The sequence below is a fragment of the Microcoleus sp. genome (assembly GCF_041354475.1).
Classification (GTDB): domain Bacteria; phylum Cyanobacteriota; class Cyanobacteriia; order Cyanobacteriales; family Microcoleaceae; genus Microcoleus.
The window spans coordinates 50,896-66,613 of record NZ_JBGJZU010000002.1 but is presented as its reverse complement, the minus strand read 5'-3'; the positions used below and the strand labels follow the sequence as shown (position 1 = coordinate 66,613).

The 15,718-nt window shown below is 46.7% G+C and carries 22 protein-coding genes; 20 read left to right on the top strand and 2 right to left on the bottom strand.

Annotation, left to right across the window (positions count from 1 at the left end; all coding sequences use genetic code 11):
- The first annotated feature begins 16 nt into the window (after nt 1-16).
- From rplF to ACBR23_RS00940, 19 genes are all read left to right on the top strand, one after another.
- Nucleotides 17-565 (top strand): 50S ribosomal protein L6, encoded by a 549-nt coding sequence (rplF, locus tag ACBR23_RS01030; protein WP_341733767.1) that lies wholly within the window; start codon nt 17-19, stop codon nt 563-565.
- A gap of 2 nt (nt 566-567) precedes the next feature.
- Nucleotides 568-930, top strand: coding sequence for a 50S ribosomal protein L18 (gene rplR / locus ACBR23_RS01025; protein WP_341737479.1), 363 nt, complete (start codon nt 568-570; stop codon nt 928-930).
- Between the two features lie 144 nt (nt 931-1,074).
- Nucleotides 1,075-1,617: a 30S ribosomal protein S5 gene (gene rpsE / locus ACBR23_RS01020; RefSeq protein ID WP_340518166.1), complete on the top strand. Its 543-nt coding sequence runs from the start codon at nt 1,075-1,077 to the stop codon at nt 1,615-1,617.
- Between the two features lie 104 nt (nt 1,618-1,721).
- Nucleotides 1,722-2,168 (top strand): 50S ribosomal protein L15, encoded by a 447-nt coding sequence (gene rplO / locus ACBR23_RS01015; RefSeq protein ID WP_341737478.1) that lies wholly within the window; start codon nt 1,722-1,724, stop codon nt 2,166-2,168.
- A gap of 102 nt (nt 2,169-2,270) precedes the next feature.
- On the top strand, nt 2,271-3,575 hold the full coding sequence (gene secY / locus ACBR23_RS01010; protein ID WP_341737477.1) for a preprotein translocase subunit SecY: 1,305 nt from the start codon (nt 2,271-2,273) through the stop codon (nt 3,573-3,575).
- A 5-nt stretch (nt 3,576-3,580) separates the two neighbouring features.
- A complete protein-coding gene (locus ACBR23_RS01005) occupies nt 3,581-4,165 on the top strand; it encodes an adenylate kinase (RefSeq protein ID WP_341737476.1) in 585 nt (194 codons plus the stop codon).
- 258 nt (nt 4,166-4,423) lie between these two features.
- Nucleotides 4,424-4,648 carry a translation initiation factor IF-1 gene (infA, locus tag ACBR23_RS01000; protein ID WP_006276978.1) on the top strand — a complete coding sequence of 75 codons (225 nt, stop codon included), beginning with the start codon at nt 4,424-4,426 and terminating at the stop codon, nt 4,646-4,648.
- Nucleotides 4,649-5,018: 370 nt separating this feature from the next.
- Nucleotides 5,019-5,132 carry a 50S ribosomal protein L36 gene (gene rpmJ / locus ACBR23_RS00995; protein WP_015178722.1) on the top strand — a complete coding sequence of 38 codons (114 nt, stop codon included), beginning with the start codon at nt 5,019-5,021 and terminating at the stop codon, nt 5,130-5,132.
- Nucleotides 5,133-5,214: 82 nt separating this feature from the next.
- Nucleotides 5,215-5,598, top strand: a complete 384-nt coding sequence (rpsM, locus tag ACBR23_RS00990; protein ID WP_340518176.1) for a 30S ribosomal protein S13 — start codon at nt 5,215-5,217, stop codon at nt 5,596-5,598.
- 84 nt (nt 5,599-5,682) lie between these two features.
- Nucleotides 5,683-6,081 (top strand): 30S ribosomal protein S11, encoded by a 399-nt coding sequence (rpsK, locus tag ACBR23_RS00985; RefSeq protein WP_332978136.1) that lies wholly within the window; start codon nt 5,683-5,685, stop codon nt 6,079-6,081.
- 174 nt (nt 6,082-6,255) lie between these two features.
- A complete protein-coding gene (locus tag ACBR23_RS00980) occupies nt 6,256-7,200 on the top strand; it encodes a DNA-directed RNA polymerase subunit alpha (protein WP_341737524.1) in 945 nt (314 codons plus the stop codon).
- Between the two features lie 153 nt (nt 7,201-7,353).
- Nucleotides 7,354-7,704: a 50S ribosomal protein L17 gene (rplQ, locus tag ACBR23_RS00975; RefSeq protein ID WP_340518178.1), complete on the top strand. Its 351-nt coding sequence runs from the start codon at nt 7,354-7,356 to the stop codon at nt 7,702-7,704.
- A gap of 29 nt (nt 7,705-7,733) precedes the next feature.
- Nucleotides 7,734-8,576, top strand: a complete 843-nt coding sequence (truA, locus tag ACBR23_RS00970) for a tRNA pseudouridine(38-40) synthase TruA (RefSeq protein WP_371114697.1) — start codon at nt 7,734-7,736, stop codon at nt 8,574-8,576.
- Between the two features lie 250 nt (nt 8,577-8,826).
- The gene (rplM, locus tag ACBR23_RS00965) at nt 8,827-9,282 is read left to right on the top strand and encodes a 50S ribosomal protein L13 (protein WP_341737474.1); all 456 of its coding nucleotides are present in this window, start codon (nt 8,827-8,829) and stop codon (nt 9,280-9,282) included.
- Nucleotides 9,282-9,692 carry a 30S ribosomal protein S9 gene (gene rpsI / locus ACBR23_RS00960; protein ID WP_341737473.1) on the top strand — a complete coding sequence of 137 codons (411 nt, stop codon included), beginning with the start codon at nt 9,282-9,284 and terminating at the stop codon, nt 9,690-9,692. Before rplM ends, rpsI begins: the two co-directional genes overlap by 1 nt.
- Nucleotides 9,693-9,902: 210 nt before the next feature.
- Complete coding sequence (gene rpmE, locus ACBR23_RS00955) at nt 9,903-10,211, top strand: 50S ribosomal protein L31 (protein WP_341737472.1); 309 nt, start codon at nt 9,903-9,905, stop codon at nt 10,209-10,211.
- 290 nt (nt 10,212-10,501) lie between these two features.
- Nucleotides 10,502-11,599, top strand: coding sequence for a peptide chain release factor 1 (gene prfA, locus ACBR23_RS00950; protein WP_371114696.1), 1,098 nt, complete (start codon nt 10,502-10,504; stop codon nt 11,597-11,599).
- A 410-nt stretch (nt 11,600-12,009) separates the two neighbouring features.
- Nucleotides 12,010-12,681, top strand: coding sequence for a type II toxin-antitoxin system HicA family toxin (locus ACBR23_RS00945; protein ID WP_371118575.1), 672 nt, complete (start codon nt 12,010-12,012; stop codon nt 12,679-12,681).
- Nucleotides 12,682-12,726: 45 nt separating this feature from the next.
- The gene (locus tag ACBR23_RS00940) at nt 12,727-13,215 is read left to right on the top strand and encodes a hypothetical protein (RefSeq protein WP_371118576.1); all 489 of its coding nucleotides are present in this window, start codon (nt 12,727-12,729) and stop codon (nt 13,213-13,215) included.
- 33 nt (nt 13,216-13,248) lie between these two features.
- Here the strand turns inward: ACBR23_RS00940 and ACBR23_RS00935 are convergent, their stop codons facing one another.
- Nucleotides 13,249-13,665: a hypothetical protein gene (locus tag ACBR23_RS00935; protein WP_341737469.1), complete on the bottom strand. Its 417-nt coding sequence runs from the start codon at nt 13,663-13,665 to the stop codon at nt 13,249-13,251.
- A 135-nt stretch (nt 13,666-13,800) separates the two neighbouring features.
- Here ACBR23_RS00935 and ACBR23_RS00930 point away from each other — a divergent pair, with 135 nt between their 5' ends.
- The gene (locus ACBR23_RS00930; RefSeq protein WP_341737468.1) at nt 13,801-14,157 is read left to right on the top strand and encodes a helix-turn-helix transcriptional regulator; all 357 of its coding nucleotides are present in this window, start codon (nt 13,801-13,803) and stop codon (nt 14,155-14,157) included.
- Between the two features lie 447 nt (nt 14,158-14,604).
- Here the strand turns inward: ACBR23_RS00930 and ACBR23_RS00925 are convergent, their stop codons facing one another.
- A complete protein-coding gene (locus ACBR23_RS00925; RefSeq protein ID WP_341737523.1) occupies nt 14,605-15,567 on the bottom strand; it encodes a glycosyltransferase family 9 protein in 963 nt (320 codons plus the stop codon).
- Nucleotides 15,568-15,718 lie beyond the last annotated feature (151 nt).

The following is a 15,718-nucleotide window of genomic DNA, read 5'->3' as shown; positions in this document are numbered from 1 at the left end:
CAAAGGACCAAAAACTATGTCGCGAATTGGCAAGCGTCCGATTAGCATTCCCACGAAAGTCACCATCACCCTAGACGGTCAAAAAGTAGCCGTCAAAGGTCCTAAAGGTGAACTTTCACGAGTCATACCAGCAGAAATCACGATGGGACTCGAAGGCGAGACTTTACTCGTCACACGCAGAGACGAATCTCGCGTCGCCCGCCAACTACATGGCCTGTGTCGCACCCTAGTCGCCAACATGGTCGAAGGTGTATCCCAAGGTTTTCAGCGTCGCCTGGAAATTATCGGTACAGGTTATCGGGCCCAGGTTCAAGGACGGAACCTGATTTTAAACGTCGGTTACAGCAAGCCCGTTGAAATGCTCCCTCCAGAAGGGATCACCATGGCAGTAGAAGGCAACACCAACGTCATTGTCTCTGGCATTGACAAAGAACTCGTAGGCAATACAGCAGCCCGCATCCGCGCAGTGCGTCCGCCTGAAGTCTACAAGGGCAAAGGCATTCGCTACAGTGGCGAAGTCGTCCGCCGCAAAGCTGGTAAAACAGGCAAAACAGGTAAGAAGTAGACATGAAGCTTACTCGCAAAGAATCAGTCCACCGCAGACACCGCCGCGTGCGGCGCAAGGTGTTCGGGACCTCCGAACGCCCCAGATTAGCGGTATTTCGATCGCAACAGCACATTTACGCCCAAGTCATCGACGACAGCACCCAGCACACTTTAGCCGCCGCGTCAACCCTAGACCCGGAATTAAAGTCAGCTCTCAGTTCGGGAGCCAACTGCGAAGCCAGCGTGCAAGTAGGTCAGTTGATAGCCAAACGCTGTTCCAGCGTCGGCATAGCGAAAGTCGTCTTCGATCGCGGAGGCAACCTCTACCACGGTAGAGTCAAAGCCCTCGCCGACGCAGCTCGCGAAGCCGGGTTAGACTTTTAGGAAGAAACAAAAAGGAAGAAGGAATAAGGAAGAAGGAATAAGGAAGAAGGAAAAAAGAATCTACAATAAAATTCTTAATTCCTAATTGTTAATTTCTATTTTCCAACTACCAATTACTAATCCTCAATTCCCCAAGCACAAAACATGGCAGAACAAAAAGAACAGCGCAACAAGAAAAAAAGCAACAACAAAACGCGCGAAAAAGAATCCGAATGGCAAGAACGGGTAGTTCAGATTCGCCGCGTTACCAAAGTAGTCAAAGGCGGTAAAAAACTCAGCTTCCGCGCCATAGTCATTATCGGTAACGAACGCGGTCAAGTTGGGGTTGGAGTAGGCAAAGCTAGCGACGTCATCGGTGCCGTTAAAAAAGGCGTCGCTGACGGCAAAAAGCACCTGATTGAAGTGCCTCTGACCAAAGCTAACTCAATTCCTCACCCCATCAACGGTGCTGGCGGCGGAGCCAAAGTCATGATGCGACCAGCATCTCCTGGAACAGGGGTAATTGCAGGGGGAGCAGTCAGAACTGTTCTCGAACTAGCAGGAGTCCGCAACATCCTAGCCAAACAGCTAGGTTCGGGAAATCCATTAAACAATGCTAGAGCAGCCGTCAATGCCCTATCCACACTTCGTACCCTATCCGAAGTAGCTCAAGAGCGCGGAATTCCAGTAGAAAACCTCTACGGTTAGACAATGGAACACTGCAAGTTTTGAGTTGAGAATCAAAAAATTCAGAAACTCAAAACTAGCTCACTCAAAACTCACGTCCTACTGCAAACCCAATTACCAAAACTATGAGATTGCAAGACGCCCGACCAAAAGCGGGCTCCACAAAACGCCCCCGCCGCTTGGGTAGAGGTATTGCTGCCGGTCAAGGCGCGAGCTCTGGTAAAGGGATGCGCGGTCAAAAATCTAGAGCCGGTAGTGGCACTAGACCCGGTTTTGAAGGAGGTCAAAATCCTCTTTACCGCCGCCTCCCCAAACTCAAAAGCTTCCCTTTAGTGAACCGTAAAGAGTACACTATCATCAATGTCAGTAAATTAGCATCGCTGCCAGCAAACACAGAAGTAACTCTCACCTCTTTGATTCAAGCAAAAATCGTCACTACTGACGACGGTCCGCTCAAAATCTTAGGAGATGGGGAATTAAATGTAGCTCTGCAAGTCAGAGCTGCTGCTTTTACCGCAGGTGCTCGCACCAAAATAGAAGCCGCTGGCGGCAGTTGTGAATTAGTTGCCTAAAGATTTGAGGTTTGAGAATGTGTCCAAATCTCAAATCCTCAATGCTCCTATCAAAAAATGATTTAGCCTAAAATCCCAAATCTAAAATCCCAAATCGTAACTATGGACGTTAGTAGAGAAAAAGCGCCAACTGCACAAGAAACTTTCATGCAGATGGCCCAAGCTGCGGGTTTGCGGGACCGCATCCTCGTAACCCTAGGCTTATTGATTTTAGTGCGCTTGGGTGTCCACTTGCCAGTCCCCGGCATTGATCGCGTCGCCTTTTCCCAAAATGTTCAAAATAGCCCTTTGATTGGCTTTTTGGATCTATTTTCAGGGGGCGGGCTTTCAGCTTTGGGGATTTTTGCTCTAGGGATTTTGCCCTACATCAATGCTTCAATTATTGTGCAGCTTCTAACGGCGGCTTTACCAACTTTAGAAGAGTTGCAGAAAAATGAAGGGGAAGCTGGGCGACGCAAGATTTCTCAAATTACTCGCTACGTTTCTTTGGGCTGGGCAATTCTGCAAAGCGTTGGCATAGCGATTTGGGTTAGCCCTTTTGCTCAGGTTCCAGGACCTTTATTCATTGCACAAACCGCTTTGGCTTTGACTGCTGGATCGATGTTTGTAATGTGGATATCGGAAGTGGTGACAGAACGAGGTATCGGTAATGGAGCGTCTTTGCTGATTTTTATCAACATTGTTTCAGTTTTGCCACGTTCTCTGGGACAAACTTTTGAATTGGCCCAAAGTGGAGACACGCAAGTTGTTGGTCGCGTAATTGTGCTGTTGCTGGTATTTTTGGTGACGATTGTAGGGATTGTTTTTGTTCAGGAAGGTATTCGCCGGATTCCGATTATTTCCGCCCGTCGCCAAGTCGGTCGCAAAGTTTATCGGGAGAGTCGCAGTTATCTACCCCTGCGCTTAAATCAAGGTGGAGTGATGCCGATTATTTTTGCATCCTCGGTATTGATTGTTCCCTCTTTCTTAGCTCAATCTCTCAATAACCCGTTTCTGGTGCAAGTGGCTAATGTTCTGAGTCCCAATGGACCTGTACCCTGGGCTTATGCACTATTTTATCTGACTTTGATTCTGTTCTTTAGCTATTTCTACGCTTCGTTGATTGTCAACCCCGTAGATATGTCTCAGAACTTGAAGAAAATGGGTGCCAGTATTCCTGGGATTCGTCCTGGTCAGAAAACGAGCGATTATGTGGAGAAGGTTTTGAATCGTTTGACTTTCTTGGGAGCGATATTTCTCGGCCTGGTGGCAATTGTACCAACTGCTGTGGAAAGCGCGATCGGGGTGCAAACTTTTAGAGGCTTTGGCGCAACTTCCTTACTGATTCTAGTAGGTGTGGCGATCGAAACTGCTAAGCAAATTCAAACTTACGTCATCTCCCAACGATATGAAGGAATGGTGAAGTAATCCCAATGCAATTGATTTTTATGGGGCCTCCAGGGGCAGGAAAGGGAACTCAAGCTCAGCTTTTAGCAGATCTCTGGAAAATACCCCACATTTCTACTGGTGACATCCTACGCGCCTGCGTAGTGGCTAAAACTCCCTTGGGTGAAAAAGCCAAAGCCTACATGGATGCTGGTGAGTTGGTTCCCGATGGGTTATTGATGGATATCGTACAAGAACGCATGAATCAACCAGATGCTAAGGCTGGCTGGATTCTAGACGGCTTTCCTCGCACAGTCCCACAAGCAGCGTTTTTTGACACACTACTGTGCGATGTTCCTGGTGGGGGGGGCGCAAAGTCTGGGAAGGACTGCAATCTGAGGGCAGTGAATTTGGATGTTCCTGACAATGTTTTGGTGACTCGGCTGCTGTCACGAGGCCGCCAAGATGACAATGAGCAAACCATTCGCCGTAGGTTGCAAGTTTATCGCGAGCAAACTGAACCTTTGATTGAGTTTTACAGAGACCGCGAACAATTGGTGGCAGTTGATGGGGATCGCTCCATGCAGGAAGTTACCGCTCAACTCCAACAAGTTCTTTCCGGAAACTCTTGAACCTTCTCAATCGAGCCTGTTACCCGCCAACAACTTTTGCTAAGATGTGTTAACTAGGAGCTTTTTGTGCTCAAACGTCAATCTAATTGACACAACTTTAGGTTTATTCAATTAAGGATAAAGTTAGCGGTTGGTTGAGTTCTTAAGTCGATCGAGTGTCCCTTTCCTGTGCTAGTTTCACACTTACCAATAAATAAGTTTTTGTAGCAGCCGGGAAACTCCTAGTTAATCAAATGTAGAGTTGAGGTAAATACCAAATTGTCTAAGCAAGATTTAATTGAAATGGAAGGGACAGTGACGGAATCCCTGCCCAATGCGATGTTTAGGGTTGACCTAGATAATGGGTTTAATGTCCTAGCTCACATTTCCGGCAAGATCCGTCGCAATTACATCAAAATTCTGCCGGGCGATCGCGTCAAAGTCGAATTAACCCCCTACGACTTAACCAAGGGCCGGATCACTTATCGCCTTCGTAAAAAATAGGCTTAGATAAAACTTTCTAAAAACTAATTCTAAGTTTAATTAGAGAGAATTTGGTAAAACCAGTCAAATTTATGCTATAATGCTACGTTTGTAGTGTTGCCGAGAAGGACGTCAACAACCCACCGGTGTACAGAGTTAAGTCATTGCTACACCGTGAAAGTATAGATCGCCCTTCAGTCTGAAAGCAGGCGAACTTGACCCCAGTAGTGGGAGTGGGGACCAGCGGGTTCCTTCATCAAATAACCCCCGCTTCATAAAAATTAATCGAGGAGAGGCCTACACCTTGCCCTGCCTCTCCTCCCACCGCTATACAGGCAGTGCCCGCAGGCGTACTCTCCGGTATGGTGGCGTTCTCCAGGCAGGAAGAAAGATGAAAGTTCGAGCATCTGTCAAAAAAATTTGTGAAAAATGTCGCGTCATCCGCCGTCGAGGCAGAGTGATGGTGATATGTACTAACCCAAAACACAAACAACGCCAGGGTTAGAAAATCGGAAAATTAGGAATAGCAGATAGCTGCTGCCTAATTCAACATTGTAGCCAAACAGGAAAACTAGGGAGACAAAAGTGTGGCACGGATTGCCGGGGTAGACCTTCCACGCGATAAGCGCGTCGAAATAGGTTTGACATACATTTACGGAATAGGCCTGTCTCGGGCCCAGAAAATTATCGCTGCAACAGGCGTAAATCCTGATACTCGTGTCAAGGATTTAACAGAAGCAGATGTGACCGCCCTGCGGGCTCATGTAGAAAGCAACTACCAGATCGAAGGAGACCTCCGGCGCTGGGAGTCAATGAACATCAAGCGCCTGATGGATATTGGGACTTACCGCGGTCGGCGTCACCGTTTGGGCTTGCCAGTTAGAGGCCAAAGAACCCGCACCAACGCCAGAACCCGCCGGGGTGTCCGCCGAACTGTTGCGGGCAAGAAAAAAGCACCTTCCAAGAAGTAATATCTTTTTGGGAAAATTACGCTGGGGGCTGCGGGCTCCTAGCGCTTCGGGAAATTAGTTGACAGAAAAGTTAAAGAGACTCATATGGCGCGACCACAAACAGGCAAGAAATCTGGTGCAAAAAAGCAGAAACGGAATGTACCGAATGGGGTAGGCTACATCCAGTCTACCTTTAACAACACGATTGTGACTATTACTGACCTCAATGGCGAAGTCATATCCTGGGCATCAGCAGGTTCGAGCGGTTTTAAAGGAGCTAAAAAGGGAACGCCTTTCGCAGCTCAAACAGCAGCAGAAAGTGCAGCCCGCCGAGCCAATGACCAAGGGATGCGCCAAATAGAAGTAATGGTCAGCGGACCAGGAGCAGGTCGAGAAACAGCAATTAGGGCGCTGCAAGGGGCAGGACTAGAAATTACTCTGATTAGAGATGTTACCCCAATTCCTCACAACGGCTGTCGCCCTCCCAAGCGGCGTAGAGTCTAAAACGATTTGAGATTTTAGATTTTAGATTTTGGATAATGGCTAATTGCTGAAAGCCAAAAACTAATGCTTTCAACTATTGCCCCGTCCATCCAAAATCCGAAATCCGTTCAGGGGTATGCTCTGCAATCTAAAATCCAAAATCAAAAATCCAAAGTGGAAAAGGGAGGTCACTCCGTGGCGCAGTTTCAAATTGAATGTATAGAGTCTCATACTGACAAAGACCGGAGTCAGTACGGAAAATTCGTCCTCGAACCCCTCGACCGCGGTCAAGGAACAACGGTTGGGAATGCGCTGCGGCGAGTTCTGCTGTCAAATCTGGAAGGAACAGCAGTAACTTCAGTCCGCATCGCAGGTGTCAATCACGAGTTTGCCACGATCGAAGGGGTACGAGAAGATGTTCTCGAAATCCTGCTGAATATGAAAGAGGTCGTCCTCAAAACTCATTCTCAGCAGCCGCAAATAGGTAGATTGCGGATCGAAGGACCTGTCACAGTTACCGCAGATCGATTCGATGTACCTTCTGAGGTAGAAATAATCGATCGCTCTCAGTATATTGCGACTCTCTCCCCAGGCTCAGTTCTGGAAATGGAATTCAGAATTGAAAAAGGGATCGGATACCGAGCTGTAGACCGTAGTCGCGATGATGGATCTGCTTTGGATTTTCTGTCCATAGATGCCATTTTTATGCCGATTCGTAGGGTCAACTATAGTGTTGAAGACGCTCGCGTAGGCGGCACTGTCGAGAAAGACAGGCTGATTATGGAAATCTGGACTGATGGTAGCGTGACTCCTCAAGAAGCTCTGAGTCAATCTGCTCACATCCTGGTAGACCTGTTTGCACCTCTCAAAGACATCACCCAAGATTCCCTCAAACCCGAATCTCAAGGTGTAACCGATCCTACCAGCCAAATTCCGATCGAGGAATTGCAATTGTCAGTACGGGCTTACAACTGTCTCAAGCGGGCTCAGATTAACTCCGTGGCAGACCTATTGGATTATACCCAAGAAGACTTGCTCGAAATCAAAAACTTCGGGCAAAAGTCCGCAGAAGAAGTGATTGAAGCTTTGCAAAAGCGCCTGAGCATTACCTTGCCACAGGAAAAATCAGCTAAAAGTTAATCCAACGGTAATGAGTAACAAAGTTTTGATTTAGCCACGGCTAGCTCCAAAGGCCACGCTTGTGGATGAGCTTTAAATGCAAAATTTAAAACTCATAACTCAAAACTATTCACTTACCAATTACCAATTACCAATTACCAATTACCAACTGCTATGCGTCATCGCTGTCGCGTCCCCCAACTCAATAAACCCGCTGACCAGCGTCGCGCACTACTGCGCTCGCTGACCACCGAATTAATCCGTCACGGTAAAATTACTACTACTCTCGCCCGCGCCAAAGCGCTGCGTTCAGAGGCGGACAAAATGATTACTCTGGCAAAAGATGGCTCCTTAGCCGCTCGCCGCCAAGCTATGGGCTTTATCTATGACAAACAGTTAGTACACGCACTGTTTGATGCGGCAAAAGAACGGTACGGCTCACGTAACGGTGGCTACACCCGCGTTGTGCGAACTGTCCCCCGTCAAGGAGACAATTCCGAAATGGCGATCGTCGAACTGGTTTAATTCAATTTTGGGTTGGATATTTTTGATTTATGACTGAAAATCCCAAATCGGAAATCGACAACCCCAAATCGATGCAGCGTGTTGCTCTTGTCATCCAATATCTCGGCACTGACTTTCACGGTTGGCAGCGACAGCCGAATCAGCGTACAGTACAAGAAGAGATTGAAACAGCAATTTCCACTGTTCTAGAGCGTCCGGTAACGCTGCACGCGGCTGGGAGAACTGATGCGGGAGTTCACGCCGCGGCTCAAGTAGCCCATTTTGATGCCGATGGCCCAATTCCAGCTCACCGCTGGGCAAGCGTTCTCAACTCTCGACTGGCAAAAGATATTTTAATTCGAGCTTCGGCAAAGGTGGAACCTACCTGGCACGCTCGGTTCTCAGCCAGTTGGCGGCGCTATCGCTACACCCTTTATACAGACCAGACTCCTAATTTGTTTGTGCGTCCTTTTGCTTGGCATTATTATCACGCCCCTGTGGATGAATCTTTGATTCAGGCAGCTATGGTACCCCTGATCGGGCACCACCATCTAGCAGCTTTCCACCGCGCGGGGTCTGCCAGGCCCCATTCTTGGGTGGACGTACAAGCAGCAGAGTGTCACCGTTGTGGGCCTACGATCTATATCGAGGTTCAGGCGAGCGGGTTTCTGTACGGGATGATGCGGCTGCTGGTGGGTTTGCTGGTGCAGGTGGGTCGCGGGGAAAGGGCGATCGAAAATTTTACAGATATCTGGGTCAACGAACGTCGAGAATTGGTAAAATATGCCGCCCCCGCTCAAGGTTTGTGCCTGCTGCGAGTTGGCTATCAGGACTTTCCCTTTCCTCCCGAAGTTTGGTATGACACTCAGCCAAAATTAGTCATTAGTCAGTAGTCAGTAGTCAGTAGTCAGTAGTCAGTAGTCATTAGTCAGTAGTCAGTAGTCATTAGTCATTAGGTAACTACTAATATAAACTAAGGACAACTGACAACTAACAATTAAAAGCTGACAATTAAAAACTGACAACTGACAATTAAAAACTGACAACTAACAATTAAAAACTGACAACTAACAATTAAGAACTGACAACTGACAACTGACAACAGTTAACAGTTAACAGTTAACAGACAACTCACAACAAACAATGAACAAAAGTTACGTCCCTACTCAAGACTCCCTAGAGCACAATTGGTACGTGGTCGATGCCGCCGACCAACGGCTCGGTCGTCTGGCAACTGAAGTTGCCATGTACCTCCGGGGAAAACACAAACCAACTTACACTCCTTCTATGGATACCGGCGATTTTGTAATTGTCATCAATGCTGACAAAATCGCTGTTACTGGCAAAAAACGCACCCAGAAAATCTATCGTCGCCACTCTGGAAGACCGGGCGGCATGAAAACCGAAACTTTTGCGAAATTGCAAGCACGTTTGCCCGAAAGAATTGTCGAAGAAGCGATTAGAGGAATGCTGCCTCACACAGCATTGGGCAGACAACTGTTTACCAAGCTGAAGGTGTACGCTGGCCCTGAGCATCCGCACGCTGCTCAAAAACCACAAGAATTAATTGTTCACACGATTCCAGGAGGAAATGAGTAATGCAAGCAACAGATACCGGCCGCGCGGTGTACTGGGGTACTGGCCGTCGCAAGTGTTCCGTAGCACGAGTACGTTTGGTTCCCGGCACTGGGATATTGACTGTCAATGGTAAAGATGGGGATTTGTACTTGCAATTTAACCCAACTTATTTGGCCCTGGCTAAGGCTCCTTTGGAAACTTTGGGTCTGGAAAATGAGTACGATATTTTAGTAAAAGTCGAAGGTGGCGGGTTGACAGGTCAGGCTGACTCCATTCGCTTGGGTGTCGCTAGAGCACTGTGCCAATTAGACCCTGATAACCGCAAACCTCTCAAGATTGAGGGGTATTTGACTCGTGACCCGCGGGCGAAAGAGCGGAAAAAGTACGGTTTGCGGAAAGCTCGGAAGGCTCCTCAATACTCCAAGCGGTAATCGAGAGAACCAGGAACAAGTCCGAGGGAAGAGGGAAGAAGGAAGAGGGAAAAATTATCCAGATTCCATCCTCCTTTTTTTCAAGGTCTATTTCTGATCCCCGATGGGTGCTTTCACATCCCATCTGGCAAAATCACGGCGGCTGTTGGTACGCAAGTCCGAGCACGGCTAAAATGGTTGTAAAGTAAAAAAAATAGAGAGTAAAAAACAATGGCGAAAGCTGGCATTCACCCTCAGTGGTATCCCGAAGCTGAGGTTTATTGCAACGGGGAACTTGTGATGACTGTTGGTTCTACTAGACCCAAGTTGCAAGTTGATGTTTGGTCTGGGAATCATCCTTTTTATACTGGGACTCAGAAGATTATTGATACTGAAGGTCGTGTGGAACGCTTTATGCGGAAATATGGCATGACGGAAGTGGAAATGCCGAAGGCAGATGCTTCTTCTGGCCCGATCAAAATGGAAGACCCGAAAGCGGATGCTGCTAAGGCTGCTGCTAAAGGCAAAAAGAAGAAGTAGCCGGATTGTCATTTGTCCGCAGTTTGTTGAGAGTAGTTTTTTTCTACTGACAATTTACCGCCTTCGGATTGCAGATTTTAGATTGAAGACTTGCCCTTGCCAGCAGTTGAGTTGGATCGACATTCTATTCCAACTGCTCTTCAATAGACATCTCCCCAAAAGGCTAGCAAGGGAAGGCCCCATGCCTACCCCACAGGAATTATTGGAGATGTCTAATTCTAAAATCTCAAATCTCAAGTCTCAAATCTCAAATCTCAAATCTCAAATCGATTGACAGAGGACAACTGACAATGGCTGAATCTTATTTACTGGATAAATTGAAGTCGGTAGAGCAAACTTTTCATGAGTTGACTCGCCGCATGGCTGACCCGGATGTTGCTAGGGATAATTATGAGTTTCAGCGGGTAGCGAAGGCTCGATCGTCCTTAGAAGAAGTGGTCGATACTTTTGATCTGTGGAAAACCACGACTGATGATTTAGCAGGTGCGAAACAAGTTCTGAAAGAGGCTGCGGGCGATCGAGAATTGCAAGAAATGGCGGCCTTGGAAGTTGAGGAACTTGAGTCAAAATTGGAGAATTTGGAAACCCGTTTGAAGGTTTTGCTGCTCCCGCGCGATCCCAACGACGATAAGAATATTATGTTGGAAATTCGCGCGGGTACTGGCGGAGATGAGGCTAGTATTTGGGCGGGAGATTTGCTGCGCCTGTATTCGCGTTACGCTCAAACTCAAGGCTGGGTGGTGAAGTTGGTGAGCGAGTCGCTGGCGGAAATGGGTGGCTTTAAAGAGGTGATTCTGGAAGTTACGGGCGACAGTGTTTACAGCAAACTGAAGTTTGAGGCTGGGGTGCATCGGGTGCAGCGGGTGCCTGTGACTGAGGCGGGCGGCCGAGTACACACTTCGACGGCGACGGTGGCTGTGATGCCGGAGGTTGATGAGGTGGAGATTCACATCGATCCGAAGGATATTGAGATGAGTACGGCTCGATCGGGCGGTGCTGGGGGTCAAAATGTGAACAAGGTGGAAACTGCTGCGGATTTGTTTCACAAGCCGACGGGGATTCGGATTTTCTGTACTGAGGAGCGCAGTCAGTTGCAGAATAAGGAGCGGGCGATGCAGATTTTGCGGGCTAAGCTCTATGAGATGAAGTTGCGAGAGCAGCAGGATGAGGTGAAGTCCCGGCGTTTGGCTCAGGTTGGTACTGGTTCGCGATCGGAAAAAATTCGCACTTACAACTATAAGGATAATCGGGCTACCGACCACCGTTTGGGGGAGAATTTCTCGCTCAATACTGTTTTGGAAGGGGATATTGAGGGGATTATTCAGACTTGCATTTCTCAGGATCAGCAGGAACGTTTGGCTGAGTTGGCTGCTTCTACTTCTAATTGATTGGTTGATAGGGAACTTAGGCGCATTTTTGGGTGTGCCTTTGTTCTCTGATGAATTGACGGATGTAATCGGTAAAAAATGATACCAATTTCATAAAGTAGCACGACAGATCTACCCCCCCCAACCCCCCCTTGGTAAGGGGGGGCTAAGAGTTCCATCTATAGCAGGACTTTATGAAAATGGTATGAGATCTTGCACCTTTCTCAATTAGCTGTAGGGGCGGGTTCACCGACAGCCTCTCTGGTTGTAGATAGGTTAAATAAACCCGCCCTCCCCCACTGGAATCTTATCGGCAAGAACAGGAGCAAAATAAGAGAGAACTGGAAAATCAAATTGCATCTTATGAAAGCGAACTGGCTCTTAAAGAACAGCAACAGCAAAAAGCTGCTCAAACTTTAGAAGACTTGCAATTGCTACGGCAAGAGTTGCAAGAAACGTCTCAGCGAGAATCTGAAGCAAAGCAGCGGAGTGAAGCGCTCAATCAGAAAATAGCTGCTTTGAAGCGCGATCGAGATTCAATACAACAGCAATCTCGTAGGCTAGAGCAACAGCTAGAAATAATACCTAATATTAATGAACTGACCGCCGCACTAGAAGGAGCTAGGGCAGAATCAGAGCGGTTCAAAGCAGAAGCAAGGGATTGGGAAGTTTTTGTTTTAGCAGAAAATACAAGGCTAGAAGAGGAAAATGCTGACTTAGAACAAGAAAAAGTCAAGTTAAAGAGCGAATTAGATAAGTTAGAAAGCGATCTCAGTGCAGCCCAAGAGAACACTCAAACATTAGAAAATATTATTGAAGATTTAAACGTTCGGCTTCAAAATCTGTCGCAAAATTCCCATTCAGCTATACCTTGGTCTCAATTGCCAAGAATTTCAGGTAGAGAAGCTATCGGGTCTTTACAGCGTTTGGGATTCAGGAGAGATAGGCAAAATGGCGGTCACGTTTTTCTCAAACGGGTTCGGGTTGTAGAGCAAATAGATAGTTGTACTGTGCCAATCCATGATGAATTAGATTCTGGGACACTAGGTGGAATTATTCGCCAAGCAAATGTCACCCTAGAGGAGTTTTTAGATAATTTATGATCGTGTTGAATCGAAAAAAACAATTTTAATGGAGTTTAATAGGAAGTGAAATTTAGGGTACTCGAAACACTAATTGCTAGTTCTATTCTTCTATCAATTTCATCCTTGTCATCTGCTCAAAGTAATCAAGAAGATTCTACAATTCTACCCACAGGAACTTACTACTCTCAAGGAACCATGTTCAATAATTCCCGGAGAGAAATTGCACATAAAAACAATAGAATCTGTATTAAGATTGTCAAGGGCCCTGCAAATCCTTACAAGGGAGTGGAAGATATCACAATTAGCAGCGTGTCTTTTCAAAAGGGCAAATTCTATATTGATGCTACCGGAGAAGAGTTAATCTTAGAAAAAAATGGAAACGTAATAAATAGTGGTCGTGGTGGTGTATGGGAGTATAGAGGCACGTCACCAGATCCCAGGAGTCAACCTATACAGGCTCAAAAAATGGCAGAGTGTGTAGCGGCTCAAGGACGATATGTACAGAAGATGCAAGGAATATCCATCTCAGGAATTGATTTTCCCAAGCATTAACCATGATCAACATAGGTGGCGGTTAATGGGGGACTAGGCGCAAGCTAGGCTGAGCCTTTGTTCTGTGATGACTTGGCGGATGCGGTTGAGTAGGGCTTCCCAAATTGCATCGGCGATCGCCACTGGATACTTGAAATGTTCCAGGTCATACTGTACGATGATTTCTAGGGGTGCTAAGGTTTGCTGGTTTCGACAACTGGTAATTGTGGCGATCGCCTCTTGCTGCCATCTGGCAAACAGTCTATAGCTGAAAAAGGAACTGCATTTTTGTCCTTTCTGGTTCAGGTAAACGACTATTACCTGATGTTGTTTGGGGTATACTTTGACTATGCGGTTGACGGGCATTCTGAGGGCTTCGGCTGCTTCTATTTTGGAGATTTGCCAGCACTGGGGTTTGAGCCAACCGGAGGCTGTAAGGCTTTGACGTGTGTGGCGTGTCTTGCGATTCATTTTGCTCTCCCCGACCGATGATAAATAAAATTACGATTTTAAAAGTATTTACAGAATAACTGGTAAATTTTTAGCTGTCAAGCACGAAAGACAAATTTGTTGGTAGATAAGTAAACTAGGAGTTGTGTTTATCTGGTGACTAATACTGTGGACTCAGAAGCTAAGAAAAAACTGAGCGAAGTTGTGAAGCTAGCGCGTGGCGACCTGAGTTTTAGCGCTTTTGGTAGGCTATTGGGAGTCTCTGGTGCTGCTGTTCAGTATTGGGAAAAAGGTCAGGTGCTCCCGGATACGAAAAATTTGACTCAGATTGCGGCAAGAGCGGGCTTTACGATGGAAGAGTTAATGGCTCATCTCGAAGGCAAACCAATGCCGGAACCTGTCAATACCAACGAGCTGCTTAAGAAAATTCAATGTATGCCGATTAGTGAGTTAGCAGTGATTGGTAGAGCTGTGATGGATAGACTCGCGGCGGCGGCTGAGTCTTCTGGGTAAGCACAGTTGAATGGATCGAAGGTGCGATCGCCCTTAAAAATTTTTACCACTCATGGTCATAACAAAGTCAGTAGTTTGTCAAGAAAAAGTATACTTTAACTCAAAATGTATGCTTCTCCGAAAAAGACATGATTGGATATGAAGTTGATAGCAGCGACGTAGCTTAAGTCAGATTTCTAAGGTCATTGATTTTGTTATTCAAGTTATCATTGTGGGGTCTACTATTGTATGTCTTGGAAAGCCTGGGGAGCTTGTTGAAAAACGAAGAGCGAAAGAGGAATTACGGAAAACGATTCCTCGTCCCCAGGCTTTGCCTCCTGTGAAGCTGCGATAAGCGAGGCAGAGCAAGAGTGATATGGGTTCCCAGGCAGAGCCGGGGAACCAGTGAATATGGGTTCCCAGGCAGAGCCGGGGAACCAGCTTGCATCAGCTAAGATATCCTAGTTTTTAGCCGCCCCAAACTTTCTTTAAAACATCTTCAGGAGAGATGTCCGCCATCTTCCCAGTAGGAGATTTAATGCCCAAAAATCGATCGCTCTTAGGTAACAATTTTGCTGGATCGGTGGGGCCGAACAAAGCTATTGTATAAGTTTGAACCGCTACAGCTAAGTGCATGGGCGCACTATCTGTACACATCATCAAATTAGCCGCAGCAATCATGGCGGCTAATTTGCCAACATCATCGGGTGATGTCACTTTCACCTGGGGACACAACTTGATTAGTTGGGCCACAAAACCAGCATCTTCTGGCCCTTGAACCACCACCACTGGTAAATTTGGCTGTCGCTTTTGACAATCTTCTATTATTTGCTTCCAATTGTCGATCGGGTAAATTTTGTCAATACCTTTAGACACAGCTAACTGACTAGAACCGCCGTGAATTAAAATGTAACCACTTTCTTTAATCCCCAACTGTTGCTGTTGGGCTTCCGCCCACTGAATGTCCTGTTTTGGTACATTAATTGCGATCGCAGGACACGGATTTTTAATGTTGAATCCTTGCAGCAAATCGTGGTACATTGAAGCTGCGTACTGTTGTGTTTTCAGCGGTACGGGATTGGTGAGAAATAAACTATTGTTGCTTCCGGCATAGCCAACTCTCTGGGGAATGCCCGTCAGCCATAGCAAAAGTCCGACTGTCCAACGCTGACCCAGGGAAATTACTGCTTCGTATTCGCGATCGCGAATTACACCTAGCAAATTACCCCAATCCGCCATCGCATTCCGGTCTTTGAAATTGTAAGTCAAGACTTCTTTGACAGACTTGCAGACTCGGTAAGCACTTTTTGCCCTCGGTTCCACCATGACATCAATTTGAGCATCGGGATAACACTGTTTGAGGTCATCAAGAGTGGGAAAAAATAAAATTTGGTCGCCAATTCCACCAGGGACAAGTGCTAGTATTCGCATCATAAACGATCGGACTATTATTTATACAAAGTAGCTCTCAGCGATCGGCTTTCAGCTATCAGCTTATAGTATTTCTAGACCTTAAAAGCTACGGGCTGACAACTAAACCACTGATTGAAGAGTACAGGACGCTCTTATTATATATATGTAG